Source organism: Sphingomonas sp. LT1P40 (assembly GCF_036663835.1).
Classification (GTDB): domain Bacteria; phylum Pseudomonadota; class Alphaproteobacteria; order Sphingomonadales; family Sphingomonadaceae; genus Sphingomonas.
The window spans coordinates 142634-168065 of sequence record NZ_JAXOJT010000002.1 but is presented as its reverse complement, the minus strand read 5'-3'; the positions used below and the strand labels follow the sequence as shown (position 1 = coordinate 168065).

General features: G+C 65.2%; 25 protein-coding genes, 1 tRNA gene and 1 riboswitch. Of the genes, 14 read left to right on the top strand and 12 right to left on the bottom strand.

Annotated features, from left to right (window positions below):
* Positions 1 to 26: 26 nt before the first annotated feature.
* A complete protein-coding gene (locus U1702_RS12175) occupies positions 27 to 863 on the bottom strand; it encodes a metallophosphoesterase (protein ID WP_332724978.1) in 837 nt (278 codons plus the stop codon).
* Entirely contained in the window at positions 860 to 1684 is an 825-nt protein-coding gene (locus U1702_RS12170) for a metallophosphoesterase (protein ID WP_332724976.1), read from the bottom strand. The genes U1702_RS12175 and U1702_RS12170 overlap by 4 nt, the downstream gene beginning before the upstream one ends.
* A 50-nt stretch (positions 1685 to 1734) precedes the next feature.
* Here U1702_RS12170 and U1702_RS12165 point away from each other — a divergent pair, with 50 nt between their 5' ends.
* A complete protein-coding gene (locus tag U1702_RS12165; protein ID WP_332724974.1) occupies positions 1735 to 3318 on the top strand; it encodes a cisplatin damage response ATP-dependent DNA ligase in 1584 nt (527 codons plus the stop codon).
* A 40-nt stretch (positions 3319 to 3358) separates the two neighbouring features.
* Here the strand turns inward: U1702_RS12165 and U1702_RS12160 are convergent, their stop codons facing one another.
* Both U1702_RS12160 and U1702_RS12155 read right to left on the bottom strand, forming a co-directional pair.
* Positions 3359 to 5410: an NAD(+) synthase gene (locus tag U1702_RS12160; RefSeq protein ID WP_332724972.1), complete on the bottom strand. Its 2052-nt coding sequence runs from the start codon at positions 5408 to 5410 to the stop codon at positions 3359 to 3361.
* A 45-nt stretch (positions 5411 to 5455) separates the two neighbouring features.
* Positions 5456 to 6163 carry a murein L,D-transpeptidase catalytic domain-containing protein gene (locus U1702_RS12155; protein ID WP_332724970.1) on the bottom strand — a complete coding sequence of 236 codons (708 nt, stop codon included), beginning with the start codon at positions 6161 to 6163 and terminating at the stop codon, positions 5456 to 5458.
* A gap of 264 nt (positions 6164 to 6427) precedes the next feature.
* Here U1702_RS12155 and U1702_RS12150 point away from each other — a divergent pair, with 264 nt between their 5' ends.
* The gene (locus U1702_RS12150; protein ID WP_443026839.1) at positions 6428 to 7192 is read left to right on the top strand and encodes a L,D-transpeptidase family protein; all 765 of its coding nucleotides are present in this window, start codon (positions 6428 to 6430) and stop codon (positions 7190 to 7192) included.
* Positions 7193 to 7269: 77 nt separating this feature from the next.
* Positions 7270 to 7486, top strand: a riboswitch (cobalamin riboswitch).
* Between the two features lie 172 nt (positions 7487 to 7658).
* Complete coding sequence (locus U1702_RS12145) at positions 7659 to 9509, top strand: TonB-dependent receptor plug domain-containing protein (protein ID WP_332724968.1); 1851 nt, start codon at positions 7659 to 7661, stop codon at positions 9507 to 9509.
* A 33-nt stretch (positions 9510 to 9542) separates the two neighbouring features.
* On the opposite strand, the gene U1702_RS12140 is transcribed toward U1702_RS12145, so the two are convergent.
* Positions 9543 to 10379 carry an ABC transporter substrate-binding protein gene (locus U1702_RS12140; RefSeq protein WP_332724966.1) on the bottom strand — a complete coding sequence of 279 codons (837 nt, stop codon included), beginning with the start codon at positions 10377 to 10379 and terminating at the stop codon, positions 9543 to 9545.
* Between the two features lie 77 nt (positions 10380 to 10456).
* Between U1702_RS12140 and U1702_RS12135 the strand changes: the two genes are divergently transcribed.
* Together U1702_RS12135 and U1702_RS12130 are read left to right on the top strand one after the other, a co-directional pair.
* Complete coding sequence (locus tag U1702_RS12135; protein ID WP_332726376.1) at positions 10457 to 11410, top strand: FecCD family ABC transporter permease; 954 nt, start codon at positions 10457 to 10459, stop codon at positions 11408 to 11410.
* Positions 11404 to 12198 (top strand): ABC transporter ATP-binding protein, encoded by a 795-nt coding sequence (locus U1702_RS12130; protein ID WP_332724964.1) that lies wholly within the window; start codon positions 11404 to 11406, stop codon positions 12196 to 12198. The genes U1702_RS12135 and U1702_RS12130 overlap by 7 nt, the downstream gene beginning before the upstream one ends.
* Here the strand turns inward: U1702_RS12130 and U1702_RS12125 are convergent.
* From U1702_RS12125 to U1702_RS12095, 7 genes are all read right to left on the bottom strand, one after another.
* Entirely contained in the window at positions 12171 to 13034 is an 864-nt protein-coding gene (locus U1702_RS12125) for a lysophospholipid acyltransferase family protein (RefSeq protein WP_443026838.1), read from the bottom strand. The genes U1702_RS12130 and U1702_RS12125 overlap by 28 nt on opposite strands.
* Before the next feature lie 2 nt (positions 13035 to 13036).
* Positions 13037 to 13459, bottom strand: a complete 423-nt coding sequence (locus U1702_RS12120) for a Fur family transcriptional regulator (RefSeq protein WP_332724962.1) — start codon at positions 13457 to 13459, stop codon at positions 13037 to 13039.
* Between the two features lie 167 nt (positions 13460 to 13626).
* Positions 13627 to 14049: a Ros/MucR family transcriptional regulator gene (locus tag U1702_RS12115; protein ID WP_332724960.1), complete on the bottom strand. Its 423-nt coding sequence runs from the start codon at positions 14047 to 14049 to the stop codon at positions 13627 to 13629.
* Positions 14050 to 14159: 110 nt separating this feature from the next.
* The gene (locus U1702_RS12110; RefSeq protein WP_332724958.1) at positions 14160 to 14636 is read right to left on the bottom strand and encodes a GNAT family N-acetyltransferase; all 477 of its coding nucleotides are present in this window, start codon (positions 14634 to 14636) and stop codon (positions 14160 to 14162) included.
* On the bottom strand, positions 14633 to 15265 hold the full coding sequence (gene tsaB / locus U1702_RS12105; RefSeq protein WP_332724956.1) for a tRNA (adenosine(37)-N6)-threonylcarbamoyltransferase complex dimerization subunit type 1 TsaB: 633 nt from the start codon (positions 15263 to 15265) through the stop codon (positions 14633 to 14635). Before tsaB ends, U1702_RS12110 begins: the two co-directional genes overlap by 4 nt.
* The gene (locus U1702_RS12100) at positions 15258 to 15848 is read right to left on the bottom strand and encodes a malonic semialdehyde reductase (protein WP_332724954.1); all 591 of its coding nucleotides are present in this window, start codon (positions 15846 to 15848) and stop codon (positions 15258 to 15260) included. Before U1702_RS12100 ends, tsaB begins: the two co-directional genes overlap by 8 nt.
* A complete protein-coding gene (locus U1702_RS12095) occupies positions 15848 to 16417 on the bottom strand; it encodes a NifU family protein (RefSeq protein WP_332724952.1) in 570 nt (189 codons plus the stop codon). Before U1702_RS12095 ends, U1702_RS12100 begins: the two co-directional genes overlap by 1 nt.
* Before the next feature lie 133 nt (positions 16418 to 16550).
* Between U1702_RS12095 and U1702_RS12090 the strand changes: the two genes are divergently transcribed.
* The 9 genes from U1702_RS12090 (at position 16551) to U1702_RS12050 (ending at position 25408) form a co-directional block, all read left to right on the top strand.
* Entirely contained in the window at positions 16551 to 17774 is a 1224-nt protein-coding gene (locus tag U1702_RS12090) for a hypothetical protein (RefSeq protein WP_332724950.1), read from the top strand.
* Between the two features lie 77 nt (positions 17775 to 17851).
* Positions 17852 to 18070, top strand: a complete 219-nt coding sequence (infA, locus tag U1702_RS12085) for a translation initiation factor IF-1 (RefSeq protein ID WP_332724948.1) — start codon at positions 17852 to 17854, stop codon at positions 18068 to 18070.
* Between the two features lie 60 nt (positions 18071 to 18130).
* Positions 18131 to 18700 carry a Maf family protein gene (locus U1702_RS12080; RefSeq protein WP_332724946.1) on the top strand — a complete coding sequence of 190 codons (570 nt, stop codon included), beginning with the start codon at positions 18131 to 18133 and terminating at the stop codon, positions 18698 to 18700.
* Positions 18693 to 19631: a ribonuclease gene (locus tag U1702_RS12075; RefSeq protein WP_332724944.1), complete on the top strand. Its 939-nt coding sequence runs from the start codon at positions 18693 to 18695 to the stop codon at positions 19629 to 19631. The genes U1702_RS12080 and U1702_RS12075 overlap by 8 nt, the downstream gene beginning before the upstream one ends.
* Complete coding sequence (locus U1702_RS12070; RefSeq protein ID WP_332724942.1) at positions 19628 to 19822, top strand: DNA gyrase inhibitor YacG; 195 nt, start codon at positions 19628 to 19630, stop codon at positions 19820 to 19822. Before U1702_RS12075 ends, U1702_RS12070 begins: the two co-directional genes overlap by 4 nt.
* 54 nt (positions 19823 to 19876) lie before the next feature.
* Positions 19877 to 19952, top strand: a tRNA-Phe gene (locus tag U1702_RS12065).
* 216 nt (positions 19953 to 20168) lie between these two features.
* On the top strand, positions 20169 to 21497 hold the full coding sequence (locus tag U1702_RS12060; RefSeq protein WP_332724940.1) for an alginate export family protein: 1329 nt from the start codon (positions 20169 to 20171) through the stop codon (positions 21495 to 21497).
* A gap of 457 nt (positions 21498 to 21954) precedes the next feature.
* The gene (locus tag U1702_RS12055; RefSeq protein WP_332724938.1) at positions 21955 to 23001 is read left to right on the top strand and encodes an ABC transporter substrate-binding protein; all 1047 of its coding nucleotides are present in this window, start codon (positions 21955 to 21957) and stop codon (positions 22999 to 23001) included.
* Positions 23002 to 23068: 67 nt separating this feature from the next.
* The gene (locus tag U1702_RS12050) at positions 23069 to 25408 is read left to right on the top strand and encodes a TonB-dependent receptor (protein ID WP_332724936.1); all 2340 of its coding nucleotides are present in this window, start codon (positions 23069 to 23071) and stop codon (positions 25406 to 25408) included.
* The last annotated feature ends 24 nt before the right edge of the window (positions 25409 to 25432 follow it).

Sequence of the window (25432 nt, the reverse complement as noted above, 5' to 3'; positions counted from 1 at the left end):
CCGGCCCGTGGCGGGCGGCGTCGACCCTAGCGCGGGGATTTTCCCGATGCGAGAGGCCCCATCGTCAGCATCCAGAAATCGGGCGGCGCGCCCAGCCGTGCGGGCATGATGCTGGTGCCAAGACCGGCGGAGACGATCGTCGTCTGCGATGGCTCACGCACCATGCCGCAGCGGAAACGCTCGCCATAGCGCGATCCGGTCGAGACCGCGCCGATCACCGGCAGCACGACCTGACCGCAATGCGTGTGTCCGGCGAGGACGAGACGGAAGCGGGTCGGCAGCACCGGGCCGAGATCCGGAATGTGTCCGAAGATCACCAGTGGCGTGCCGTGCGGAGTTCGCCGATTCATGGCGGCGATATCGGCAGGCGCGGCGCGGCGATAGTCGTTGCCGACGATTACCAGCGGTCCGACGCGAGCGGGTTCGTTCCACAGCATCCGGATGCCGGCGGCGCGCATGGCATGGACGATCGATGCGGTACCGCCTGAATGATCGTGATTGCCGATCACCGCAAAGATGCCGAGTGGCGCGCGCAGACCGGCGAGCGGCGCAATGATCTGTGGGTCGGAATAGCGGTGCGTCGTCAGCAGCCGGTCGCCGCGATAATCCCCGGCGAGGAGGATGACATCGGGCCGCTGTGCGTTCACCTGCGCGATGATCCGACGCAGTCGAGCCGGGGGCATATCCGGCCCCTGAACATGCAGGTCGGTCACGAATGCGACGCGCAGCGGCGGCGCGCCCTTTGGCCAGCTGGCGAAACCGACATTGCCGTGGCGCACGACCGGATCGACGACGGCGTTGTGATAGAGCAGCGCCGCTGCTGCGAACAGCAACGGGACAAGGGCGATCAGCGCGCGCTTCATCGGGGGAGCGGCCCCATGCGGATCATCCAGAAATCGGGCGGCGCACCGAAGCGGAACGGCAGCACGCTGTTACCGATTCCGGCGGAGACGATGGTGGTGCGTCCGGGTTCGCGGATCATGCCACAGGCGTAGCGCTCGCCATAGCGTGAGGCGGTGGCGAGCCGGCCGATCAGCGGCAGCACGATCTGGCCGCAATGCGTGTGACCCGCCAGTACAAGCCCGAAGCGCGGCGGCAGAGCGGGCGCGATATCCGGGCTGTGGCTGAGCACGACCGTCGGTCCCGGCAGCGCGGCGGCGGCGCGCGTGAGGGCCTCGATATCGGCATTGCCGGTGTGGATATCGTCGGCACCGGCGATCGTCAGCGGCCCGGCACGGATCGCCTGATTGACCAGCACGGGGATGCCCGCCGCGCTCACTGCGCGTCGCATTGCCGGGCCGTCGCGCCAGTGGTCGTGATTGCCGAGCACCGCATAGACGCCAAGCGGGGCCTTCAAGCCTTTGAGCGACACGGCGATCTCGGTTTCGGCATAGAGCCGGGTGCGCAGCGTCCGGTCGCCGCTGAAGTCGCCCGCGATCAGGACCAGGTCGGGGCGTTCGCGGTTAACCTGTTCGACGATCCGCGCCATGCGTTCGGGCGGCAGGTCCGGACCCTGGACGTGGATGTCGCTGAGCAACGCGACGCCGATCGGCGGCGTGCCTTTGGGCCAGTTCTGGAAACCGACATTGCCATGCCGCACGACTGGATCGGTAACGGCATTGCGATACCCCAGCAGGGGAAGCGCGAGCGCAATCACGAGCAGGACGAGGGCGACGCGCTTCATCTGGCGCACGACTAGCGGAACCGGACGCGCCGCGCCATGTTGCACCTGTCATGCGCGCATTTGCCGATTTGCTGGACCGGTTGATCTACACGCGGTCGCGCAATGCCAAATTGCGGCTGATCGGCGATTATCTGAAGGCGACCCCCGATCCCGACCGTGGTTGGGCAATGGCGGCGCTGACCGGCGATCTCGATCTGCCTGCCGTCAAATCCGCGACGATCCGCGCGCTGGTCGACACGCGGGTCGATCCGGTGCTGTTCCGGCTGAGCCGTGATTTCGTGGGCGATACGGCGGAGACGGTGGCGCTGATCTGGCCCGAGCCGCTGGTCGCGCCGCCGACCGGCGAGCCGCTTAATCTGGCCAATGTCGTGGATCGGCTGGCACGGCTGTCGCGGTCGGATGCGCCCGCCGTGCTGGGCGAGATGCTCGATCGGCTGGAGGCGGATGAGCGCTATGCGTTGCTGAAGCTGGCGACCGGCGGCTTGCGTGTCGGCGTGTCGGCGCGGCTGGCGAAGACGGCGCTGGCGGAGGCGTTCGGGCTTGATGTCGATGCGGTGGAGGAGGTCTGGCACGGGTTGCAGCCGCCCTATGCTTTGTTGTTCGATTGGGCCGAGGGGCGGGGCGCACAGCCGACGGCGGCGGACGTGCCGGTGTTCCGCCCGTTCATGCTGGCGCATCCGCTGGAGGAGACGCAGGTCGATCTGGCCGACTATGCCGCCGAATGGAAATGGGACGGCATTCGCGTGCAGATCGTCCATGTCGCGGGCGAGACGCGGCTGTACAGTCGGGCGGGCGACGACATAACGGCAAGTTTTCCGGAGGTTGCGGCGGCTTTCGTGACGCCGGGGGTGCTGGATGGCGAGTTGCTGGTGAAGGGCGAGGCGCAGGGCGGTGTCGGGGGTGCGGCGAGCTTCAATGCTTTGCAACAGCGGCTGGGGCGCAAGGTGGTGCCGGCGAAGATGCTGGCCGACTATCCGGCGTTCGTGCGGCTTTACGACATATTGTTCGACGGGCTGGAGGATTTGCGCGCGCTGGGGTGGAGCGAACGGCGGGCGCGACTGGAGGCGTTTGCGACGGGGCTGGATGCCGAGCGGTTCGATGTGTCGGCGCTGATCGAGGCGGCGGATTTCGCAGGCCTGGAGGAATTGCGGGCGGGTGCGCGGGATGCGGCGATCGAGGGCGTCATGCTGAAACGGCGCAATTCGCCCTATGTTACCGGACGCCGCGTCGGGCTGTGGTATAAGTGGAAACGCGACCCGCTGAACGCCGATTGCGTGATGATGTATGCCCAGCGCGGGTCGGGCAAACGGTCGTCCTTCTACTCCGACTTCACCTTCGGCGCGTGGACCGAAGAGGGTGAGCTGCTGCCGGTGGGGAAGGCCTATTTCGGGTTCACGGACGAGGAGCTGAAATGGCTTGACCGCTTCGTGCGCAACCATACGACGGCGCGGTTCGGGCCGGTGCGGGAGGTGGAGAAGACGCTGGTACTGGAGGTTGCGTTCGACTCGCTGCACGAATCGAAGCGGCACAAGTCCGGGCTGGCGATGCGCTTTCCCCGGATTTCGCGGATTCGGACGGACAAGCCGGCGGCTGAGGCGGATACCATAAAAGGGCTGAAGCGGCTGGTGAGCTGACCCGTCATCCCGGGCCTGACGCGGGGTGACGATAAGGGGGTCAGCCCTGCGGGACGTTGGCCTGCAATTCATCCAGCCACGGTTTCGCCGTCCCGTCCGAAGGCGCACGCCAGTCGCCGCGCGGGGAGAGGGCACCGCCGGAGGAGACTTTCGGGCCGTTCGGAATCGCGCTGCGCTTGAACTGACTGGTCTGGAAGAAACGGACCAGGAATTTTTCGAGCCAGTGGCGGATTGTTGGCAAATCATATGCCACGCGCGCTTCGGCGGGCAGGCCCAGCGGCCATTCGCCCGCCGCCGCGTCTTTCCACGCATGCCAGGCCAGGAACGCGATCTTGGACGGGGCGAGGCCGTGGCGGACGACATAATGCAGGAAGAAATCGTTGAGCGCGTAGGGGCCGATCCGCGCCTCGGTGCTCTGCATCGCGCCGTCTTTACCGGCGGGGACGAGTTCGGGGGAGATTTCCTGAGCCAGGATCGCCTCGAGCACGCGGTCGGTTTCTGCATCGAACTGGTTGGTTCGCTCACACCAGCGGATCAGATACTGGATCAGCGTCTTGGGCACCCCCGCATTGACGGCGTAGTGGCTCATATGATCGCCGACGCCATAGGTGCACCAGCCGAGCGCAAGCTCGGACAGGTCGCCGGTGCCGATAACGAAGCCGCCGCGCTGATTGGCGAGGCGAAAGAGGTAATCGGTGCGCAGGCCAGCCTGCACATTCTCGAACGTCACGTCATAGATCGGCTCGCCGTCCGCATACGGATGCCCCATGTCGGTCAGCATCTGGCGCGCGGCGGGGCGGATATCGAGTTCCTCCGCCGTGATGCCGATCGCCTTCATCAGCGCCCAGGCGTTGGATTTCGTGCCCTCACCGGTGGCGAAGCCGGGCATGGTGAAGCCGAGGATATTGGTGCGTGGCAGCCCAATGCGGTCCATCGCCCGCGCCGCGACGATCAGGGCGTGGGTGGAGTCGATGCCGCCCGACACGCCGATGACGAGCTTTTGCAGGCCGGTCGATTCGATGCGCTTGCGTAGCCCCTCGACCTGGATGTTGAACGCCTCGAAACAATCCGCGTCGAGCTTGTCGGGGTTGTTGGGGACGAAAGGGAAGCGGCGGAGTTTGCGCTGAAAGCCGATGTCGTCGGTCGTGGGCTGGTGCTCGAACACGATACGGCGGAAGCGGGTTTCGGGGTGGCCGGTGGCGACGGCGGTGTCGTTGAACGTGCCAAAGCGAATCCGCTCCTGCCGCAACCGTCCCACATCGATATCCGCGATGATCGTTTCCAGCGTCAGGTCGAAGCGGGTGGATTCGGCGAGCAGTTCGCCGAGTTCGTAGATCAGGCTCTGTCCGTCCCACGCGAGATCGGTCGTGCTTTCCCCCGGCCCGGCCGCGGAGAAGATATAGGCCGAGGCGGTGCGGACCGATTGCGCGGCGCAGAGCAGCGCCCGCTCGCGCGCCTTGCCGATGGTGATGTTGGAGGCGGACAGGTTGCACAGGATCAGTGCGCCGGCGAGCGCGCCATGCGTAGAAGGTGGGAGCGGCCCCCAAAAATCCTCGCAAATCTCGGCATGAAAGACGAAATCGGGCAGGTCGCTGGCGGCGAAGATCAGGTCGGGGCCAAACGGCGCGGTTTGCCCCGCGATTTCAATCTCGCTCGACAGCCCGATGCCCGACGCAAACCAGCGCTTCTCGTAATATTCGCGGTAATTGGGGAAATAGCTTTTGGGAACGACGCCCAACACCATGCCGCGCGCGATGACGACGGCGGTGTTGTACAGGCGGCCATTGCGTTCGAGCGCTGCACCGACGACCAGCACCGGCTTCAACTTCGCGCTCGCCTCGATCAGGTCGGCCAGCCCGTCGCGGGTGGCACGCAACATCGCATCTTGGAGGTGGAGATCGTCGAGCGCGTAGCCGGTGATGCTGAGTTCGGGGAACAGCAGCAGGTCGGCACCAGCAGCATCACCCTCTTTCGCCAGATCGATATGCGACGCGGTGTTGGCCGCGACGTCGCCGACGCTCGCCCCCGGGGTGCATGCGCCGATGCGCACCAGCCCATGCGAATGGATCGAATAGAAGGGATGTTTCGCCATGCCCCGCTATTAGCGGGACAGGAACGAACGCGCCACTAACGCGATCTAGGCCGATTTCTCCGCGTAGATCATGCGGCCTTCGCCGAGTAGCGCGAACACCTTGTCCAGCTCGCCCTCACCCACCGCGAAACAGCCCTGGCTGCGGCCGAGCTTGCCGTGTTTAGCGATCATTTCCGAATTCGAATACCAGGCGGCGTGGATCACGATCGCGCGGTCGAGTGCGTTGTTGTTGGTATGATCGAGGCCGATCAGCCGCTGTGACAACTGGTGCTTGCCGACATAATAGTTGGACGCCAGGAACGCACCTTCGCTGGTCGCTTCCGAATTGACCTCGTTAGAGAAGCGCTGAAGCTCGCCGGTATGCTCTGGGTCCGATCCGATGCCGTGCGAGACCAGCATCGAGCGCGTCGCGCCATTGTGCAGATCGACGAGATGAAAGCGCAACCGCGATGATGCCAGCGAGAAATCGGCAATGGCGATGCGGTCCTGCTGGCGGATGCGGCTGCCGTGGCGCTGCAATGCGATCATCGCGCGCTGGAACAGCTCGGGCCGCACGCCGCGCGGGGCGACGGCGACGCGCACGCCGGGTTCGATCGGGGTGGCGACCGGTGGCGGTACCGGGATCCGTGGCGGCGCAACCGCCGTGGTGACGCTGCGCGAGGCGCAACCGGCCAGAAAACCCGTCCCCGCGACCGCTGCTGCCGTCCTCAAAAACGAGCGGCGCGAACGTGCCGCCTCAATCAATTCGTTCATGCGTCCTCTGTCGCCCCACAAAATTCGCCCCGCTTTCCTATAGCAAAAGATGCGCTTGATTCGCCTGAACAAGTTTAAGTGATTTGCCCGTTTCATCGCATGTGCGGCCCGCTTTGTCGAAGTTGCGGCCAAATCCGGGACAAAAGGCAAGTGTCCCGATTTCGCTTTTAAAGCCTGTTTCGGCATGGCACCAACTTGCGCATGACGGCGTTAACCATATTTGTGCGGGGGCGACGGACCTCCGGCGCGGCGATGGAGACGTGCATGTCCCTGATGGGGGTTCGGACGGTGTTGGCAATTGGGGTCGGTCTGGCTCTCGCATTGGCAGTCCCGGCGTCGGCGCAACAGGTGGCGGCGTCGGGTGCCAGCGAAGTGTTGTTGCGCAACGGTCAATGGACGTGGATCGAGGAAGCGGCGTATCAGCCCGCGGGCGGGCTGGGCCTGGTTTCGATCATCGTCAGCCTCCCCGGCCAGATCGCTTATGTCTATCGTGACGGCGTGCTGATCGCGGCATCGACGGTGTCGACCGGAAAGCGCGGTAAATCGACTCCGCCGGGCGAATTCACGATCCTGCAAAAGCGCGTGCATCACCGCTCCAACCTCTACAGCAACGCGCCGATGCCGTTCATGCAGCGGCTGACCTGGGACGGGATCGCGCTGCATGCCGGGTCGCTGCCCGGCTATCCGGCATCGCATGGCTGCATCCGCTTTCCGCGCGAGTTTGCGCGGCGGCTGTACGCGATCACCGAAATGGGCACGGCGGTGTCGGTGGTGACCTATGAAATTGACGATCCGCGCGTGCGGCGGGGTGTGCCGCGACTGGCGCCGTCGGAGCAGATCGCCAAAAGGGCCGATCCACCCTTCCTGCGCGCCGAGCTTGCCGCGTTCCGGACGGGTGAGTTCGACATCGTGACCGCAAGCAACGACGTCATCATCCCGGGGGTGGAAACGCGGGAAACGAGAAGCGATGGCGTGGTGCTCGCCCCGGCCAAGGCGGTGGTGCAAAAGGTGCCGCGCCGACGGCGTTAGGACGCGGCGTCCAACATATGGCTTGACGAAATCCTCGTCCGGAACGAAGGGCGGCGCGTGGGGGCGGCATGCTGCACCCGCGAAACGATCGCGCCGGTGTCCTTCGGGACTTAAACGGGAATGCGGTGCGGACGGGTGACCGTCTTATGCCGTAGCTGTCCCTGCAACTGTAAGCGGTGAGTGCGATGCGCAGGTCTCCCCTGAGGAGACAGCCACTGGACGGCAACGTCCGGGAAGGTGTGCATCGTGCGATGACCCGCGAGCCAGGAGACCGACCAGCGTGGTGTCGCTCTTGCTGAGGCCCAGGTGAGGCCGCGGCACGGTGATCCGTCTGAGCGACGATCCATGCGGCCGGACCGCACGGGTACGCCGCGACGGGTGACAAGCGCCCATCCCGACCGGCGACCCGGCTGACTTATGTCGGCAGATCCGGCCCGACGTTGCTCAGGCGCCGGGGGATTTCCCGATGAAGACCGCTGTTTCATTGATTGCGCTGGCAATTGCCGCGCCCGCTTATGCCCAGACCGTTGAGTCTGCCGACGAGGATGTTGTCGTTACCGCGACCGGCATCGAACAGCCGCGCGACGAGGTCGGTCAGACCGTCACCGTGATCGATGCCGAGACGATCGAGCAGCGCCAGACCATCGACGTGGTCGATCTGCTCGCCACCACGCCGGGCGTGCGGTTCAGCCGCAATGGCAGCACCGGCGGGGTGACCGGCGTGTCGCTGCGCGGGGCGGAGACGACGCAGACGCTGGTCCTGATCGACGGGGTAAAAGTCAACGACACCAGTGGCATCGGCGACGGCTATGATTTCGGCCATTTGCTGACCGGCAATATCAAGCGGATCGAAGTGCTGCGCGGATCGAACTCCGTGGTGCATGGCAGTCAGGCGATCGGCGGCGTGGTCAATGTGATGACCGGCGTGCCGGTGGCAGGGTTCGCGGCGAATGCGTCGGCGGACTATGGCTATAGCGACACAATCCGCGCGCGCGCCGATGTGTCGGGAACCAGCGGGCTGGCATCGGGCGGTGCGGGCGTTGCCTATTTCCGCACCGACGGGATTTCGTCGGCAGCGGGCGGAACCGAGCGCGACGGGTATAAAAACCTGTCGGCGAACGCGCGGCTGAAGCTGACGTTCAGCGATGCGCTGAGCCTCGATCTGCGTGGCTATTACATCAATTCCGACCTGAACTATGACAGCTTCTTCGGTGCGCCCGCCGACAGCGGCGACGTTGCCAAGCTCGACCAATATGTCGGTTATGCCGGATTGAACCTGGCGCTGTTCGACGGGGCGCTGAGCAACCGCGCATCGGTGACCTATCTGCGCAACGACCGCGACTATTTCTTCGCGCGCGGGAACGCGCCGGATTACGGCTATAGCGGCACCAATCTTCGCTTTGAGTATCAGGGCGTGGTCGCGCCGGTCGAAGCGGCCAAGCTGGTGTTCGGCTATGAACATGAGCGGCCCGAATATACCTTTTTCGGCTTCGGCTCGACCGCGGACGAGGGTGCGAACATCGACAGCGTCTATGCGCTGGCCCTCGTTCAGCCGTTCGCAGGCCTGTCGCTGACCGCTGGCCTGCGGCACGACGATCACAGCCAGTTCGGTGGCGCGACGACGTTCGGGGCGAGCGCCAATTTCTCGCCCAATGGCGGCGCGACCAATATCCGCGCCAGCTATGGCGAGGGGTTCAAGGCACCGTCGCTGTATCAGCTATACGACAGCTTCAGCGGCAACGATCTGCTGCGTCCGGAGCGGTCGCAAAGCTATGAGGTCGGGTTCGACCAGAACCTCGTCGATGATCGCGCGATCCTGTCGGTGACCGCGTTCCACCGCGATACGAAGAAACAGATCAACTATGACAATACGACCTTCACCTATGGCAATATCGACCGCACGCGGGCGAAGGGCGTCGAGGCGGCACTGACGCTGAAACCGGTCGAAGCGCTGAGTTTCGTCGCCGCGTACAGCTATATCGACGCGCGCGACCGCTCGCCCGGAACAGCGAATTTTGGCAAAAGGCTGGCGCGGCGGGCCGAGCAGACGGTGAGCGTGTCGGTGGATTATGACTGGTCGTTCGGCTTGTCGACCGGCGCGACGGTGACGGTTGTCGGCGATAGCTTCGACAATTCGGCTAACACCGTTAGGCTGGACGGCTATGCGCTTGCAGGCGTGCGGGCGTCATTGCCGCTGGGCGAACATCTGGAGGTCTATGGCCGGGTCGATAACCTGTTCGACGCGAATTACGCGACCGCGTTCGGCTACGGCGTCTATGGTCGCGCGGCCTATGGCGGCGTGCGTGTCCGCTTCTAATCTAAACAGGGGGCGGGCGTGATGCCTGCCCCCTTATTTTGCCGGGATGGCCGCGAGTTGTGTGGTCAGGCTGCGTGCGGCCTGCACATAGGCCGGGCCGCCGCACACCGTCCACGCCTGTGGCAGGGACACGCGCGGAATGTGGCGCAGGGCCGGATGCTGGAGCATTTCCGCGCCCTGATCGGTCACTGTCGGGCTGTCGGTTTCGACGATGAGAATGTCGGGATTGGCGGCGACCATTTCTTCGAGCGTCAGACGCGCGAGCGGTCCTTTGCCGAGTTGGGTGGCGAGGTTCACGAGACCGGCGCGGGTCATCAGTTCATCGACCAGCGTGCCGGTGCCGGTGACATAGCCGCGCCGCTGATAGTAAGCGGCGACGCGGCCCTGGCCGGTACGCCGGAGCTTGGCGAGCGCGGCGTCCATCTGTGCGGCGATCTTCTGCCCTCGCGCGGGGTGGCCGGTCGCGGTGGCGACGGCGCGCAGCTGGGTCTGGATATCGGACAGGCTGTTGGCGAAGGGGAGGTCGAGCGCAGCGATGTTCCTGCGCGCCATGCCACGCCATTGGGTTGTGCGGAATTCGGGTGCGCCGACGATCAGATCGGGGTCGAGGGTCAGGATTTCTTCGGCCGTTCCACGGATCATGCGGAAGGGCTGGGCCTGTTTCGCAGCAGCGGACATCCACGGGTCGCGTGCGTTGCGGGTGAGCGCAGCGATCTGCGCTGGATCGGCAACGGCGAGCAGCAGTTGATCCGCGCAGAGATTGGCGGAGACGATCCGCGTCGGTTGCGCGACCGCGTCGCCGGTGACGACGATCGGGGCAGCGCTGCCGGTGAAGGCCAGTGCGGCGGCGAGGAGGGGCAGGCGGATCACGCTGTCCTCATGTCGCGGGTCGGGAGCGCGCGCAAGTGAGCGTGGTGTCGCGCCCGGTATTGATCGGCGGACTGGCGATGCTGGCTGGCGTGGCGGGCATATTGTCGCTGCTGGTCGGGAGCGCGCCGATCGGGTTGGGGCGGCTGTTCGCTGCGCTGACGGGCGGCGGCGATCAAATCGCACGGGTGATCCTGTTCGAGCTGCGGCTGCCCCGCGCGCTGCTGGGGCTGGCGGTCGGGGCAATGCTGGGGGTGTCGGGGGCGGCGTTGCAGGGCTATCTGCGCAATCCGCTGGCCGAACCGGCGGTGCTGGGGGCGTCGAACGCGGCGGCGCTGGGGGCGGTGATCGCGCTGTATTTCGGGCTGGCCGCGATTCATCCGGCGGTGCTGCCGTTGCTGGCGATCCTCACCGGGTTGGGTGCGCTAGGGTTGTTGTTCCTGCTGGCGGGCAATTCGGAAAGTCCGCTGACGTTGATCCTTGCGGGCATTGCCGTGGCGACGATGGCGGGGGCGGGCATCAGCTTGGCGCTCAACCTTGCGCCCAATCCGTTCGCAGCAATCGAGATCATGACGTGGCTGATGGGCAGTCTGGAGGATCGCAGCTTCGCGCATGTCGCGGTGGCATTGCCGTGCATCGCGGTTGGCGGCGCATTGTTGCTGTGGGACGGACGCGCGCTGGATGCACTGGCATTGGGCGAGGATGGCGCGACGGCTTTGGGCGTCGATCTGCGCGCCACGCGCATCCGCATGATGCTGGGCGTCGCAATCGGCGTGGGTGGCGCGGTGGCGGTGACCGGGTCGATCGGCTTTGTCGGCCTTATCGTCCCGCATCTGGTACGCCCTTTCACTGATCGCAGCCCCTCCGCAATCCTGTTGCCGTCGGCGCTGGCGGGGGCGGCGCTGCTGACCTTCGCCGATCTGGGCGTGCGGCTGATCCCGGCGAGCAGCGAGTTGAAGCTGGGCGTAGTTACCGCGTTTCTGGGCGTGCCGGTGTTCCTGGCGCATCTGATGCGGGAGCGGCGGCTGTGGTGATGCTGGCGGCACAGGGTCTGGGCGTGGCGCTGGGCGGGCGTCCTGTGTTGGACGGCATCGACGTGTCGCTGGCGCCAAGCGGGCTGATCGGGGTGATCGGGCCGAACGGGGCGGGCAAATCGACGCTGGTGCGGGCGCTTACCGGGCTGGTGCCGTATCAGGGCATTGTCACGATCGACGGGGCGGACGCCGCCGGGATTACGCGCGCGGCGCGGGCACGGACGATGGCGTATCTGCCGCAGGGGCAGATATTGCACTGGCCGTTGACGGTCGAGCGACTGGTCGGCCTCGGGCGATTACCGCATCTGAGGCCGTTATCGCGGATATCGGGGGCGGACGCTGACGCGATCGAGCGGGCGATGGCGCGGGCCGACGTGCTGCATCTGCGCGACCGGGTGGCGACGGAATTATCCGGGGGTGAAAAGGCTCGTGCGCTGTTGGCGCGGGCGCTGGCGGTGGAGGCACCGGTGCTGATCGCCGACGAGCCGCTGGCGGCGCTGGACCCGCTGCACCAGATCGAAGTGATGGAGTTGCTGGCGACGGAAGCGCGCGGCGGCGCGCTGGTGATCGCGGTGATGCACGATCTGACAATGGCGGCGCGATACTGCTCGCGGCTGTTGATGCTGCATCACGGGCGGCTGGTGGCGGATGGGTCGCCGGAAGCGGTGCTGACGCCCGCGCGACTGGCGGAGGTTTACGGGGTCGAGGCGCGGGTCGAGTTGCGCGGCGGCGTGCCGGTGGTGCTGGCGATCGGGCGGGTTCAGCCCTCGGCCGGTGGCGCGGCGTAATTCACCGGTGCGACGGTGTAGGCGAACGGGCGCAGCGGCCCGCCCAGCGCGCTGACCAGCGCATCCTCGATCCGGCGACGGCTTTCGGCACCGATCGCCTTGCGGCCGGGAAAGTCGCGCGGGTCGAACGGGTCGAGAAAGGTGATGCGCAGCGGGAAGTTGCCCTTCCGCGCGAGCACGCGGCGGGCGTTGTTGAGACCGCTTTCGTCGCCGACCCAGCCGATTTCTTCGCCGACCGCGCCGTAATCGAGCATCACCGGCTGAACCATCACGCCGGGCGGCGGTGGTTCGAGCACGCGCAGCATCGGCGTCTTGAACGGCAGCAGCGATTTGCCATCGGTCGTGGTGCCTTCGGGGAATACGGTGATCGCCCAGTTTTCGGCCAGCGCGTCGCGCAGTTCGTTGATCTGTTCGGCCACGCCCATGCGGTTCTCGCGCTTCACGTAAACCGTCCGGTTCAGGCCCGCGAGCCAGCCGACGATGGGTGCCTCACCGATTTCCGACTTGGCGATGAATGCAGTGCCGCTTGCCCCGCCCAGCGATAATATGTCGATCCACGAGATGTGGTTGGAAATGTAAAAGACGTCGCGGCGCAGCGGCGTGCCGATGACCTGGACCCGCGCGCCAGCGATGCGTCCGACGCGCCCGAGAAACCAGCGCGGCCAAGGCGAGGGCAGGCGAAACAGCCGCCACAGATAATGCATGGGGACGTGGCTGAGCAGCAGGAGCAGCAACAGGCCGACGCGCCGCCAGAGGCGAAAGGATTCGTCGAAATCGAGGCGGGTGGCGACGCCCTTCGCGGCGTCGGCGCGCCGGTTATCGACGCCGGTCGTCACGGTCAGATTTTGCGATCGAGCGCGACGCCATAGAGTTCCATGCGGTGATCGACGAGGCGATAGCCGAGCCGTTCCGAAATCTGCTTTTGCAATTGCTCGAGCTCGGGATCGACGAACTCGATGACCTTGCCGGTCTCGACATCGATCAGGTGATCGTGATGTGCCTCCGGTGCCGGCTCATAGCGGGCGCGCCCGTCGCCGAAATCGTGGCGGTCGAGGATGCCCGCTTCCTCGAACAGGCGCACGGTGCGATAAACCGTGGCGATCGAGATGCCGGGATCGATCGCCGAGGCGCGCGCATAGACCTTTTCCACATCGGGATGATCGTCCGCGTCGGACAGGACGCGCGCGATCACCTTGCGCTGTTCGGTGATCCGCAGCCCTTTTTCGTGGCAGAGTGCTTCGAGGTCGATCTTCCTGCTCATGCAGCCGATGTAGCGACATCGGTGGCGGGGGGGAAGGGGACCAAGAAAGCGTTTTGGTGTTGGGTAGTCGGTGCCAGCCCGCTCCCCCACCCGGCCACCCACAGGGTATTCTGAATGGGTGGCCGGGTGGGGGAGCGGGCTGGCACCGACTACCAGATCAAAAATGCTTAGCGCGCGGTTTTGCGGCGCTTGGTGCCCAGGCCGATCTTTTTCGCCAGCGTGCGGCGCTGTTCGGCATAATTGGGGGCGACCATCGGATAGTCGGCGGGAAGATTCCACTTTGCGCGATACTGGTCCGGGGTCATCTGATAATGCGTCATCAAATGGCGCTTCAGCATCTTCAGCTTCTTGCCATCCTCAAGACAGACGATGAAGTCGGGTTTGATCGACGAACGCACCGAAACTGCCGGTTCCTGCTTCTTGGCTTCGGGCTCAGGTGCCTTTTCACCAAGCGCGGCGAGCGCGCCGTGAACATTCGAGATCAAAACGGGCAGGTCGGATACAGCGACGCTGTTGTTGCTGACATGCGCGGCGACGATGTCGGCGGTCAGCGTGACCAGCGTTTCGTGCAGGTCGTTCTGGGCGTCCATGATAATCCTTTCAAGCGGGTGCTGCGGCCGCAACATTACACGCCGCAAGCGCGCGCTATTGATCGGGAATGGATCGATTGCAAGTCCAGCGTGAGTAAATTCCGCAAGCGTCAGGCGATCTTTCGAGAAAAGCTGTGGGCATCGAACAGTTTGCCGTCGGTTCCTCTATAGTAATCGCGGCGTTCACCGATCTTGTCGAACCCTTCGGCACGGTAAAGCCGGATCGCATCGTTGTTCGCGCGAACTTCAAGATGCATCTTCGTCGCGCCGCGTTCGCGCGAGTCGGCCATCACCGAACGAAGTAGCGCGGTCCCGATCCCGCATCGACGCATCGACGGACGGATCGCCAGCAACAGCAACTCGCTTTCGTCGAGGACCGTGCGGGCAAGTGCGAAACCGGCGGGTCTCGCGCCACTCCACGCGATGCTGAACCACACGCCGGGCAGCGCGATCATGCCCAGGCACTGGCTGTTGGTCCACGCTTCGCCGTAACGCGGATCGAAGGCGTCGGCCATGATGGCGTTGACGGTGGCCAGGTCGGCGGGGCCGCCATGGACGATTTCGATCAGGACCGGCGCGGTGCTCATGACGCGATCGGCTTGGCATCCGGCGCACGACCATAGATCGGGCGCGGCGGCAGTGCGGTGAAGTCTGTTGGGAGCAGGCAGGCGTCGGCAGCGCGCGGCAGGGTTTCGCGCAGGTCGAGCGCGGGGTCGAGCGCGGCGAGGTGATGCACGCCGTTGCCGGTGGCGACGCGGTCGCCGAGCATCGCCAGTGCCGCCTCGGGCTTCAACGAGGCGAAGGGGCCGTTTGCGGCAAGCGGACGCCCGAATGTCTGCATGAATACCTCACCATGTCCCCCTTCGAGCACGACGGCAAGATCGTCGAGCGCCGGATCGGCGGCGAGCGCGGCGGCGGCGGTCAGTGCAAGTGACGAGAAGCCGGTGACCGGCACGCCCCAGCCGATCGCCAGCCCGCGCGCGGCGGCGATGCCGACCCGGATGCCGGTAAAGCTGCCGGGGCCGCAATCGACGAGGATGCGGTCGGCGCGACCGCCGTCGGGCAATTCGGCGATCATCGGGATCAACCGTTCGGCATGGCCGCGCCCGATCAGTTCATAGCGCTCCGCGACGACCGCGCCCTCCCGGATCAGCGCGACCGAGCAAGTGGTGGTCGAAGTTTCGATGACGAGCGTGAGAGGCGCAGGTTCAGGCAATCGTGTTGAACTGCCCGAATTCGGGCCGCGGGAGCCGTCCGAAGATCGTCGAGGGATCGCCGACGCCCAAGGTTGCGATGAAGTTCGACTTCACGTTCGGCGTGTCGGCAAAGAACGCCGCATCGACCTTCGCGTTATCGAACCCCGACATAGGCCCGGTATCGAACCCGAGCGCGCGCGCGGCGATGATGAAATAGGCACCCTGCAGCGATGAATTGCGGAACGCCGAGACTTCGCGGCCCGCAGGATCGGCGAACCACGGGCGTGCATCGACGTGCGGGAACAACTGCGGCAAATGCTCGTGAAATTCGCTGTCCATGCCGATGATGACGGTGACGGGCGCGGCGATAATCTTCGGCGCATTGTTGCCGGACGACAGCGCCGCCAGCTTTTCCTTCGACTCCGGGCTGACGCACCACACGAAGCGCCCCGGATGCTGGTTGGTCGCGGTCGGCCCCATCTTGAACAGGTCATAGATGGCGCGGATGTCCGCTTCGGTCACCGGCGCGTCGGTATAGCCATTATAGCTGCGCGCGGTGCGGAAAATGGTGTCCAGCGCGAGGTCGTTGAGTGGCGTGCCCATCAGACGGCGCGCACTTCGGTGACTTCGGGGACATAATGTTTGAGCAATTGTTCTATTCCGGTCTTCAGCGTCGCGCTGGACGAGGGGCAACCGGCGCAGGCACCCTGCATCTGGAGATAGACCTTCCCCTTGTCGAACCCGCGATAGACGATGTCGCCGCCGTCATTGGCGACGGCCGGGCGGACGCGCGTCTCGATCAGTTCCTTGATCTGCACGATAATGTCCTCGTCCGCCGGATCGTCAGTGAAGCTGTCCGGGGCGGGGACGGAGAAGCCGGCGGACCCTTGCCGAAACAGCGGCATGTTCGCGCTGAAATGATCGAGCAATATGCCGAGCACATCGGGCTTCAGCTGTGACCATTCGACGCCGGGACCGGCGGTGACCGAGATAAAGTCGCGGCCGAAGAACACGCCGGTCACATCGCCGAGTCCGAACAACGCGTCTGCCAGCGGCGACGCTTCGGCTTCCTCGGGCGTGGCGAAGTCGCGCGTACCGCTGTCCATTACCGGGCGACCGGGCAGGAATTTGAGCGTGGCCGGGTTCGGCGTGGATTCGGTTTCAATGAGCATGATCTGCATTTGGGGGCGATCCGGCTCCGCATCAAGCAAGGATACATATGGAGAGGGCGACCGAAACTGTCCGAAGCGCGTTCATCCACGCGCCAGCATCGACGGCGCACCCGGTGAAGCGGGAGAAACGCCGATGCTGACCTATCTGATTGCCGCCGCGCTGGCGGTCGCACCCCAGCAGGATTGGGCGCGCGACCGCGCCGCTGCGGCCGAACTTGGCATCATCGCAAAGGGGTGCGAGCTCGACTATGAGACCGGGCCGACGCGCGGCATCAATTACCGGCACGAGATCGAGCGCAATCTGCGCGCGATGCTGAAGGATCCGCCGACCTGCCCGGGCGTGGCGCAACAGGCGGCGGCGTGGATCGCGCGGTCGGTTGGCGCGCCGGAGCGAGGCGATGTCGATATCGAGATGCTGGAGCGCGCGTGGAAACTGGTGCGCGAGGGTCGGTTCGTGCGCGCCGACCGCGCGGTCGAACTGCGCTATGCCCGGATCATCTGGCTGTTCGACGGGCCGCGCCGGTTAAAGGAATATCCAAAGGCCGAATGGGAAGCATGGGCGCAGACGCCGGAGGCGGTGGCGCTGCTCGCCGCGCGCAATGAAGACAAGCGTGCACGCACGCGTCAGTCGCTGGTGCTGGAAATCGCCATGCGGTTGCGCCGCGACACGCCCTTCTACGACCCGGCGCGAGCGGCCAACCTGCTGAGCGACGCGCTGGTGATGAACAGTCCCGAGACGCGCGCGCAGACAGCGGCGATGTGGACCGATGGCGTGCATCTGCCGCGCGACTATGCCCGCGCCGCCGTGCCCTATCGCTATATGGCGACGATCGACGGTGAGAATGGCGCGGTGCATCGGCGCGGGTTGCTGGTGGTGGCGCGGCTGGCGGCGGCGGCGGCGCGGACCCCGGCGGAACGCGCGCTGGCGATCAATTTATTGTTCGGGGCGACACTCGGCGGCGAGACCGACCGGAACGGCGAGCGCGATGCGCTGGTCAAGCGGCTGGGGCGCGTGCCGGTGGTAGCGCTGGCGGCGGGGGACGCGGAGAAGATCGGGCGAGCCATCGACTGGGAGTATGGCTGGGCGCTGGGCACCAGTGGCGCGGAGAAACCGGCACCGGGCAACCTGATCCGGTTGCGCGCGCTGGTGGGGCCGGACGGGCGCGTAGTGCTGGTGACGCTGACGCGATCCTGTGGCGTGGCCGAGCGCGACCGGCGCGCGATGGGCGTGTGGTTTCAATATCGGGAGAGGGCCGATCTGTCGGCAACCGCACGCGGGCGCTTCGTCTGGGCAGACCTGCCGCCGGTCGATCCGGCGATGACATCGTCCGACGCTTATCAGCGCTGGAATAAGTAGCGGATACCATGCTTTTCTTTTGGGCCGACAGCGAGTAAGGCACCGCGTCTTTTACTGCATGTCCCAATGAGGTTTGTTTGGCCAAGGAAGAACTGCTTGAAATGCGCGGCCGCGTTGTGGAGTTGCTCCCCAACGCGATGTTCCGTGTGAAACTTGAGAATGACCACGAGGTTCTGGGCCACACTGCGGGCAAAATGCGCAAGAACCGCATCCGCGTGCTGGTCGGCGACGAAGTGCTCGTCGAAATGACGCCCTATGACCTGACCAAGGGCCGCATCACTTATCGCTTCAAGTAAGGCTCAGCGCGTCAGCGCGGCGTGCTCGCGCAGGCGGGCACTATGAAAATGGATAGGCACATGCGGCTGGTGCTTGCCTCGACCTCGCCCCGCCGTCTCGACCTGCTCGCGCGGATCGGCGTCGTGCCCGATCGTATCGCCGCGCCCGATATCGACGAAAACCCGCTGAAAGCCGAACTGCCGCGCGTCTATGCGACGCGACTGGCGGAGGCGAAGGCGCGCGCCGTGGAGCGCGCCGAAGACGAGATCGTGCTGGCGGGTGACACCACCATTGCCCTCGGCCGCCGCATCCTGCCCCCCGCCGAAACCGAAGCCGTGCAGCGTGAACTGCTGACAAAGCTCTCCGGGCGGCGGCATCATTGCCTGTCGGCGGTGTGCCTGATCGGGCTGGACGGGCGGGTGCGGGTGCGGATCGCCGATACGGTGGTGGCGTTCAAGCGGCTGAGCGACGCCGAGATCGACCGTTACATCGCGTGCGGCGAGGGGCTGGGCAAGGCCGGCGGCTATGCCATTCAGGGCCGGGCCGAGGCGTTCGTGCGGTTCCTGTCGGGGACGCATTCAGGCGTAATCGGCTTGCCGCTGTTCGACACGCGCGCGTTGCTGGAGAGCGCAGGCTACCCCCTTGGCTGAGTGGCTGTACGAGGCCGGGATCGGCGAAAACCGTGCGGCTCTGGTCGCGCGGGGCACGATCCGCAAGGCGCGGATCGAGCTGCCGGGGCTGCGCGCGGGGACAATCGCGCGGGCGAAACTGATCGACAAATCGACAGGCAAGATCGCGCTGGAAGGCGGCATCGAGGCACTGTGCGACCCGTTGCCGCCGGGGGTGACTCAGGGCGCGTCGTTCACCGTGCGCATCGTGCGCGAGCCGATCCCGGAGCGCGGGCGACCCAAGATGCCAAAAGCGGTGCCTGCATTGGACATCAGCCCTGCGCCCGGCCCCGACCTGTTGGCACAGATTACCGCCACCGACCTGCCGGTGCGGCAGTTGCGGGCGCATGAGCCGGATGCGCTGGAGGAAGTGGGCTGGTCCGAAGTGCTGGAGGAGGCATGGACCGGCGAGATCGCATTCGGCAGCGGGGCGCTGCGGCTGTCGCTCACGCCCGCGATGAATTTGTTTGACGTCGATGGCTCGGCACCGCTGGGGCCGCTGTCGATCGATGCGGCGCACGCTGTGGCGGCGGCGATGGAGCGGCTGGATATCACCGGATCGGTCGGCATCGACTTTCCGACGCTCGCCAACAAGAACGAACGCAATGCCGTGGCCGAGGCGATCGACGCCGCGCTGCCGCAACCGTTTGAGCGCACCGCGATGAACGGCTTCGGTTTTATGCAGGTGGTGCGCCGCCGCACGCGCATGTCGCTGCCCGAGTTGATCGCCGCCGATCCGGCGGGCGCAGCGCTGAGGGCGGAGCTGCGCAGGCTGGAGCGGGTTCCCCCGCCCGCGCCGGATACCCATATGCTGCCGGCGGCGCTGTTGCGGCGGCTGGAGCGCGAGCAGACCTGGCTCGCCGAACTCCACCGTCGCACCGGTGGGCGCACAACCTTTACGGAGCAGACATGAAGCGCAACGGCTGCCCGATCTGTGGCACGGCCCCCGACCCGGCGTTCAAGCCATTTTGCAGCCGCGGCTGCAAGGACCGCGACCTGCTGCAATGGCTGGGCGAGGGCTATCGCCTGCCGGGTGCCGCGATCGACCCCGATGATGCCGAGGGCGCGCAAAGCAGGCTGGACAGCGACCCGGACCGCGACTAATAGCCCCGCTTCCGGCGCAAGCCGCGATCCTATCCTCCGGCTTCGTCCGGTTGGGCCCGGATAGCTCAGTTGGTAGAGCATGCGACTGAAAATCGCAGTGTCGGCGGTTCGAATCCGTCTCCGGGCACCATTTTCCACAATGAAATGGATAGTCGTCTCCAGTCTGCGCTCCCCTTTGGCTGGAGCTTGGCCAACACAGGGCTGATACGCTCCAGCTTGCATCCTTAATGGCTGCATGGAATTGACAAGAGCGCCCTGAAAGGGCTGAAAAGGACCATGGGGGCGGCGATTCCTCTCATGAGGCGTCAGCCGAAGCATCGCATCAATCGTCATTCGAGGATGCTTCATGCTGCGTTTTGCGTTGTCGTTTTGCCTGGTCGCCAGTTTTGCCGTCCCTGCCACCGCCCAACAGAGTGAGGGCTTAGACCTTTCGGGATCGATCCGCCTTCGCCATGAGTCGATCGAAAACCAACCGCGCGCGGGGTTCGACCGCGACGACGCCCTGATAAACCTGCGCACGACGCTGTCGGCGAGCTACCGCGAGGGGCCGCTCACGCTGGCGGCAGAACTGTGGGATAGCCGTATATGGGGCGCGGACCCCGGCACGCCGGTTTCGACGGGCGAGGTCAATGCCCTTGAACTGGTGCAGGTCTATGCGGCTTACCGAGCCCAATTGGGAAAGACCCGGCTGACGCTGCAAGGGGGCCGCTTCACGCTCAACATCGGGTCGCGCCGATTGGTGGCTGCCGACGATTACCGCAATACTACCAACGGATATACGGGGATCAGGGCTGACTTTGCTGCGCCAAATGGCGTGTCGGGCACTTTGGTCTATGTCCTGCCACAACAGCGCCGACCCGATGATGCAGCGTCGCTGCGCAATGCCCGGGCCGAATGGGACCGTGAAGGGTTCGACCAGGTGCTGTGGGGCGGCACCCTTGCCAAGGCAAAGGCGATCGGGGCCGTGACGATCGAGGGGAACTTTTATCATCTAGGGGAGCGGGACACGCCTGGCCGTCCGGTTCGTGACCGTTCGATCAATACCTATGGCGGTCGAATCATGCGTGATCCCAAGGCCGGGGCGATCGACTTCGAGATCGAAGCATTTCATCAATCCGGCCGGATCAGCGCATCGACGGCGGCAAACGCAGCGCGGATTCCGGTCGATGCCAGTTTCGTTCATGCCGATGTCGGCTACACGCTGACCGATCCGTGGAAAACGAGACTGTCGTTGGAATATGATCGCGCGAGCGGGGATCGCGCCGGGGGGCGCTATGGCCGCTTCGATACGCTGTTCGGGATGCGTCGCGCGGATTTGGCCCCGGCGGGACTCTATAATGCGATCGGACGCGCGAACCTGGTTTCGATCGGGCCGCGCATTGAGATGGCGCCGTCGAAGCGGATCGACGTCACAGCGACCTATCATGCGATGTGGTTGGCGGAGCAGACAGACAGTTTCGCCACGACCGGCGTGCGCGATGCGACCGGCCGCGCGGGGCGTTTCGCGGGGCAACAGATCGACACCCGGTTTCGCTGGTGGATGGTGCCGGAGAAGCTGCGCCTTGAAGCGAACGCTGTGTTCTTGGCCAAGGGACGATTTTTACGCGAAGCGCCGAATGCACCGGCCGGAGGGTGGGCGCGCTATTTCTCGCTCAATATCACCGCGACATTCTAGTCCGATCCCGGCAGCCCTTGGTTGCGTAGCCAGAGTTTCCGCCCACCAAATAAAGCTATCGACTCAATTCCTATCAAACGAGTATGTATTGCTTATCGGCACTGGTCAGGCCGTGCGGTGAATAGCCGATCCGACCCGCGGTTTTTGACGGAATGCAGATTGCGCCGCGTCACCAATTGCTAAAGCGCACGGTGTTGCCGATGGAGCCCGGCTGCCTCGTGTTTCCGAGTATAAAAGGAACGACGATGAGCAAGTGTATCTCCGCCGCAACCCCGCCTCCCGCATTGGGAATACTCAGTTCAGCCGAGCGCTGACGCCACCCAAATTCTGCAAGTGACCGCTGCGGGCTGACGCCCGTGGTCCATCCCCTGTGCGCTGTTTTCAGCGCGACGGACGGCTGCGCCTGATGCGTGCCGGACCCGGCGGTTGCTTGCCTTGCTGACAAGGAAATTCCGCAATGACCGATACGATCAACGACCTTTGGTACACGCGCTGCCCGGTTCCGACCGGGCTCGGCATCGCCGTCCAGCTAGGCTGGTTCGCCGATGAGTTCGGGCGAGACGGGATCGGCCTGAAATCGATTCAGGAAAGCGCCGATACCAATACCCGCGAATCCCATTTCGACCATAATCTGCCCAGCTCGTTTCGGCAGGGCGGCAACATTCCGGCGATCTGGGCTCGCGCGAACGGTCGTGACACGCGCGTGATCGGTCTGTCCTGGACCGACGAGTTTCAGGCGATTCTGGCGCTTCCCGGATCGGGCATCCGGTCCGCGCGCGACCTGAGCGGTCGCCGCATCGGCCTTCCGGTCAACCCGATCTCGATCGACTTCAACCGCGCCACCGCGCTCAAGGGCTTTGCCAGTGCGCTCGAACTGGAGGGGCTTTCGCTTGGCGATGTCGAGCGGATCGACACGGTCAGCACCGATCCGGCGCGTAGCGGGATCGAGGGGATTGCGACTGGCGAGGGCAATCGCGGTCGCACGCGCCACGGCTATCGCGCCGAAGTGCTGGCGCTGGTGCGCGGCGAGGTCGATGCAATCTACGTCAAGGGTGCGCTGGGGCTGGAAACCGCGCGACTGGCGGGGGCGCACATCGTCGCGTCGCTCGGCAACCACCCCGATCCGTGGGTGCGCGCGAACAATGGCACGCCACGCACGCTGACCGTCGATGCCGCGCTGATCGAAAGCCGGCCCGATCTGGTCGAGCGCTTCCTGTCGCGCGTCGTTGCGGCGGGCGAGTGGGCGCGCGCGCATCCCGACGAGACCATCGCCTATATCGCGCGGGAGACCGGATCGACGCCGGACTGGGTACGCGAAGCCTATGGCCCGAACGCGCCTGCGAGCCTGGGCACCTTCCTTGCGCCCGACGCGATCGACGCGCTGTCGCGGTACAAGGATTTCCTGTTCGAGCATGGCTTCCTGGCGGCCGATTTCGACGCCGCGGCGTGGATCGATCCCGCGCCGCTTGCTGCGGTCGAGGCACGCACGCGTCAGGCCGCCTGACCACTTCACGACAATCGCACTGCACGGATCGACGCCCGCGCGCGATCCCGGGGGACACCGAGTTACCATGACGATCTACACGACACGCAAGAAGGCGCTTGCCGCCGCAATTTCACTGGCCGCGCTCAACGTCGGCCTGACCCCTGCCGCCTATGCCCGCGACGGCGAGGCGGTCGTCGAAGGCGCCGATCCCGCTGACCCCGCCGATGCCGAACCGCTGGAAATCGTCGTCACGGCAGGCAAGCGCGAGCAGGATATTCAGGACGTGCCCACCGCGATCACCGCGCTGGGGGCCGATGTCTTCACGCTTCAGGGCGTCGGCCGCTCGGCCAGCGAAGTGCTCAGCCTCGTCCCCAACGCATCGGCGGGGACGCAGCAGCATGGCCGCCCGCGCTGGTGGATTCGCGGCGTCGGCGCCGGGCAGCAGCAGATCGACCTTGCTAACCCGGTCGGCTTCTATCTCGATGAAGTCTATATCAGCAACGCCAGCGCCACCGGCCTGCCGCTGTTCGATCTGGAACGGGTCGAGGTGCTGCGCGGTCCGCAGGGCACGCTGTGGGGCAAGAACACCACCGGCGGCGCGATCGCCGTCGTCACCAAGAAACCGAGTTTCTCGACCGAGGGCGCCGAGAATTACGTCAAGCTCGATTATGGCAGCTATGACGACAAGATCGTCCAGGCTGGCGTCGGCTTCGTCATCGCGCCGGACGCGCTCGCCGCCCGCATTTCCGGCCATATCGAGAACCGCGACGGCCGCTACACCAACCTGTTCACCGGCGAAAAAGACAATGCGATCGAGGACAGCGTCATCCGCGGCCAGCTGCTCGCGCGTGCCGGTGGCAATTTCGAGGCGCTGCTGGGCGTCCATTACCGCAAGTACAAGACGTTTGGCGGATACTGGACGATCGGCAGCTATAGTGCCGACGGCGTCTATCGCAACGGCTATGCCCCGCCGACCGACCGCGACGCGGTCAATACCAATGCGCCGGAGAATAGCGACGCCGAACAGTTTGGCGGCTCGCTGAAGCTCGACTGGGATTTCGGTGGCGTCTCGCTGACGTCGATCACCGGCTATGAACGCTACGCATCCACCTCCTTCGGCGACAGCGATTATACGCCGCTCGAGATCGCGCGCAGCCACACCGATGCGGTGAGCAAGCAATGGAGCCAAGAACTGCGGCTCGCCTCAAACGGTGGCGGCCCGCTCAAATGGATCGTCGGCCTCTATTATTTCAACGAAAAGATCGACTCCGAAGCCGCTTCCGCGACCCTGCCCAACGGCACCGTTCCGGCGCGTCCTGGCGATACCGCCCCCGATGCCTTCAGCCTCACGCGCTATGCCCACAGCGCGGAGAGCGGTGCTGCCTTCGCCAATGTCGGTTACGACCTGACCGATACGCTGAACCTCACGGTCGGTGGGCGCTTCACGCGTGAGACGAAGACGCTCGATTTTCGCCGCTTCTCGTCCGCCGCCACAGCGCCACTGCCGCCGTCCTGGAGCAGCTATCCGCAGTGGTGGAACAGCTACACTGGCGGCTTTGGCGGGCTCGGCACCTTCGCCGGCAACCTCGAACGGACCTGGGACAATTTTACCTATGACGTGACGCCCTCATGGCGGGTCGCGCCCGATCATCTGCTCTATTTCAAATATGCGCATGGCGTGAAATCGGGCGGCTTCAACACCGCGGCTCAGGTTCCGGCGGCATTGCAGGTGGTGGAGCCGGAAGAGCTCGATTCGTTCGAGATCGGCTATAAATCGACCTGGTTCGACGGCGCGGTGACATTCAACGCCACGGCCTTCCACTATCAATACGACAATGTGCAGATCAACGTTGTCGGCCCCAACCCCGGCGCGGTTGCGGGCACCACCACTTCCTACCTCCAGAATGCCGCCGAAGCGCATGTCAACGGCGCCGAGTTCGAGTTGACCGCCCGCCCGTTCAAGGGGCTGGAGCTGAACGCAGCGCTCGGCCTGCTCGACACCAAATATGACAGGCTTCAGGTGGTGAATGGCGGCGCCAATTTGTCCGGCGCGGAGTTCGTGCGCGCGCCGCATGTCACGCTCAACCTTGGTGCGTCCTACCGCTTCGATCTGGCCGATGCGGGGACCATCCAGATCGCCGCCGATGCGCGCTATCAGTCGCATCAATTCTACTACATCACGCCACAGGATCGCGTGAACCGCTTCCTGCTAAATCAGCCGGGCTACACGCTGGCCAACGCGCGCGTCGCTTACACCACGCCCGACGATCGCTTCACCTTCAGCGTCTATGTCAACAATCTGTTCGACGAGGCCTATCGCAACCACGCGCTGCCCCAGGCGAACGCCGCGACCGGCATTACCGGGGACACCATCCAATGGGGCGATCCGCGGACCTGGGGCGCCGCGCTCGTGGCGCGCTTCTGATGACCCGCATTCCACTCATCCCGA

Coding starts and splice junctions, on each gene's coding strand:
- U1702_RS12175 (WP_332724978.1), bottom strand. CDS start 863: ATGAAGCGCGCGCTGATCGCCCTTGTCCCGTTGCTGTTCGCAGCAGCG.
- U1702_RS12170 (WP_332724976.1), bottom strand. CDS start 1,684: ATGAAGCGCGTCGCCCTCGTCCTGCTCGTGATTGCGCTCGCGCTTCCC.
- U1702_RS12165 (WP_332724974.1), top strand. CDS start 1,735: ATGCGCGCATTTGCCGATTTGCTGGACCGGTTGATCTACACGCGGTCG.
- U1702_RS12160 (WP_332724972.1), bottom strand. CDS start 5,410: ATGGCGAAACATCCCTTCTATTCGATCCATTCGCATGGGCTGGTGCGC.
- U1702_RS12155 (WP_332724970.1), bottom strand. CDS start 6,163: ATGAACGAATTGATTGAGGCGGCACGTTCGCGCCGCTCGTTTTTGAGG.
- U1702_RS12150 (WP_443026839.1), top strand. CDS start 6,428: ATGTCCCTGATGGGGGTTCGGACGGTGTTGGCAATTGGGGTCGGTCTG.
- U1702_RS12145 (WP_332724968.1), top strand. CDS start 7,659: ATGAAGACCGCTGTTTCATTGATTGCGCTGGCAATTGCCGCGCCCGCT.
- U1702_RS12135 (WP_332726376.1), top strand. CDS start 10,457: ATGCTGGCTGGCGTGGCGGGCATATTGTCGCTGCTGGTCGGGAGCGCG.
- U1702_RS12120 (WP_332724962.1), bottom strand. CDS start 13,459: ATGAGCAGGAAGATCGACCTCGAAGCACTCTGCCACGAAAAAGGGCTG.
- U1702_RS12115 (WP_332724960.1), bottom strand. CDS start 14,049: ATGGACGCCCAGAACGACCTGCACGAAACGCTGGTCACGCTGACCGCC.
- U1702_RS12110 (WP_332724958.1), bottom strand. CDS start 14,636: ATGAGCACCGCGCCGGTCCTGATCGAAATCGTCCATGGCGGCCCCGCC.
- U1702_RS12100 (WP_332724954.1), bottom strand. CDS start 15,848: ATGGGCACGCCACTCAACGACCTCGCGCTGGACACCATTTTCCGCACC.
- U1702_RS12095 (WP_332724952.1), bottom strand. CDS start 16,417: ATGCTCATTGAAACCGAATCCACGCCGAACCCGGCCACGCTCAAATTC.
- U1702_RS12090 (WP_332724950.1), top strand. CDS start 16,551: ATGCTGACCTATCTGATTGCCGCCGCGCTGGCGGTCGCACCCCAGCAG.
- U1702_RS12080 (WP_332724946.1), top strand. CDS start 18,131: ATGCGGCTGGTGCTTGCCTCGACCTCGCCCCGCCGTCTCGACCTGCTC.
- U1702_RS12070 (WP_332724942.1), top strand. CDS start 19,628: ATGAAGCGCAACGGCTGCCCGATCTGTGGCACGGCCCCCGACCCGGCG.
- U1702_RS12060 (WP_332724940.1), top strand. CDS start 20,169: ATGCTGCGTTTTGCGTTGTCGTTTTGCCTGGTCGCCAGTTTTGCCGTC.
- U1702_RS12055 (WP_332724938.1), top strand. CDS start 21,955: ATGACCGATACGATCAACGACCTTTGGTACACGCGCTGCCCGGTTCCG.
- U1702_RS12050 (WP_332724936.1), top strand. CDS start 23,069: ATGACGATCTACACGACACGCAAGAAGGCGCTTGCCGCCGCAATTTCA.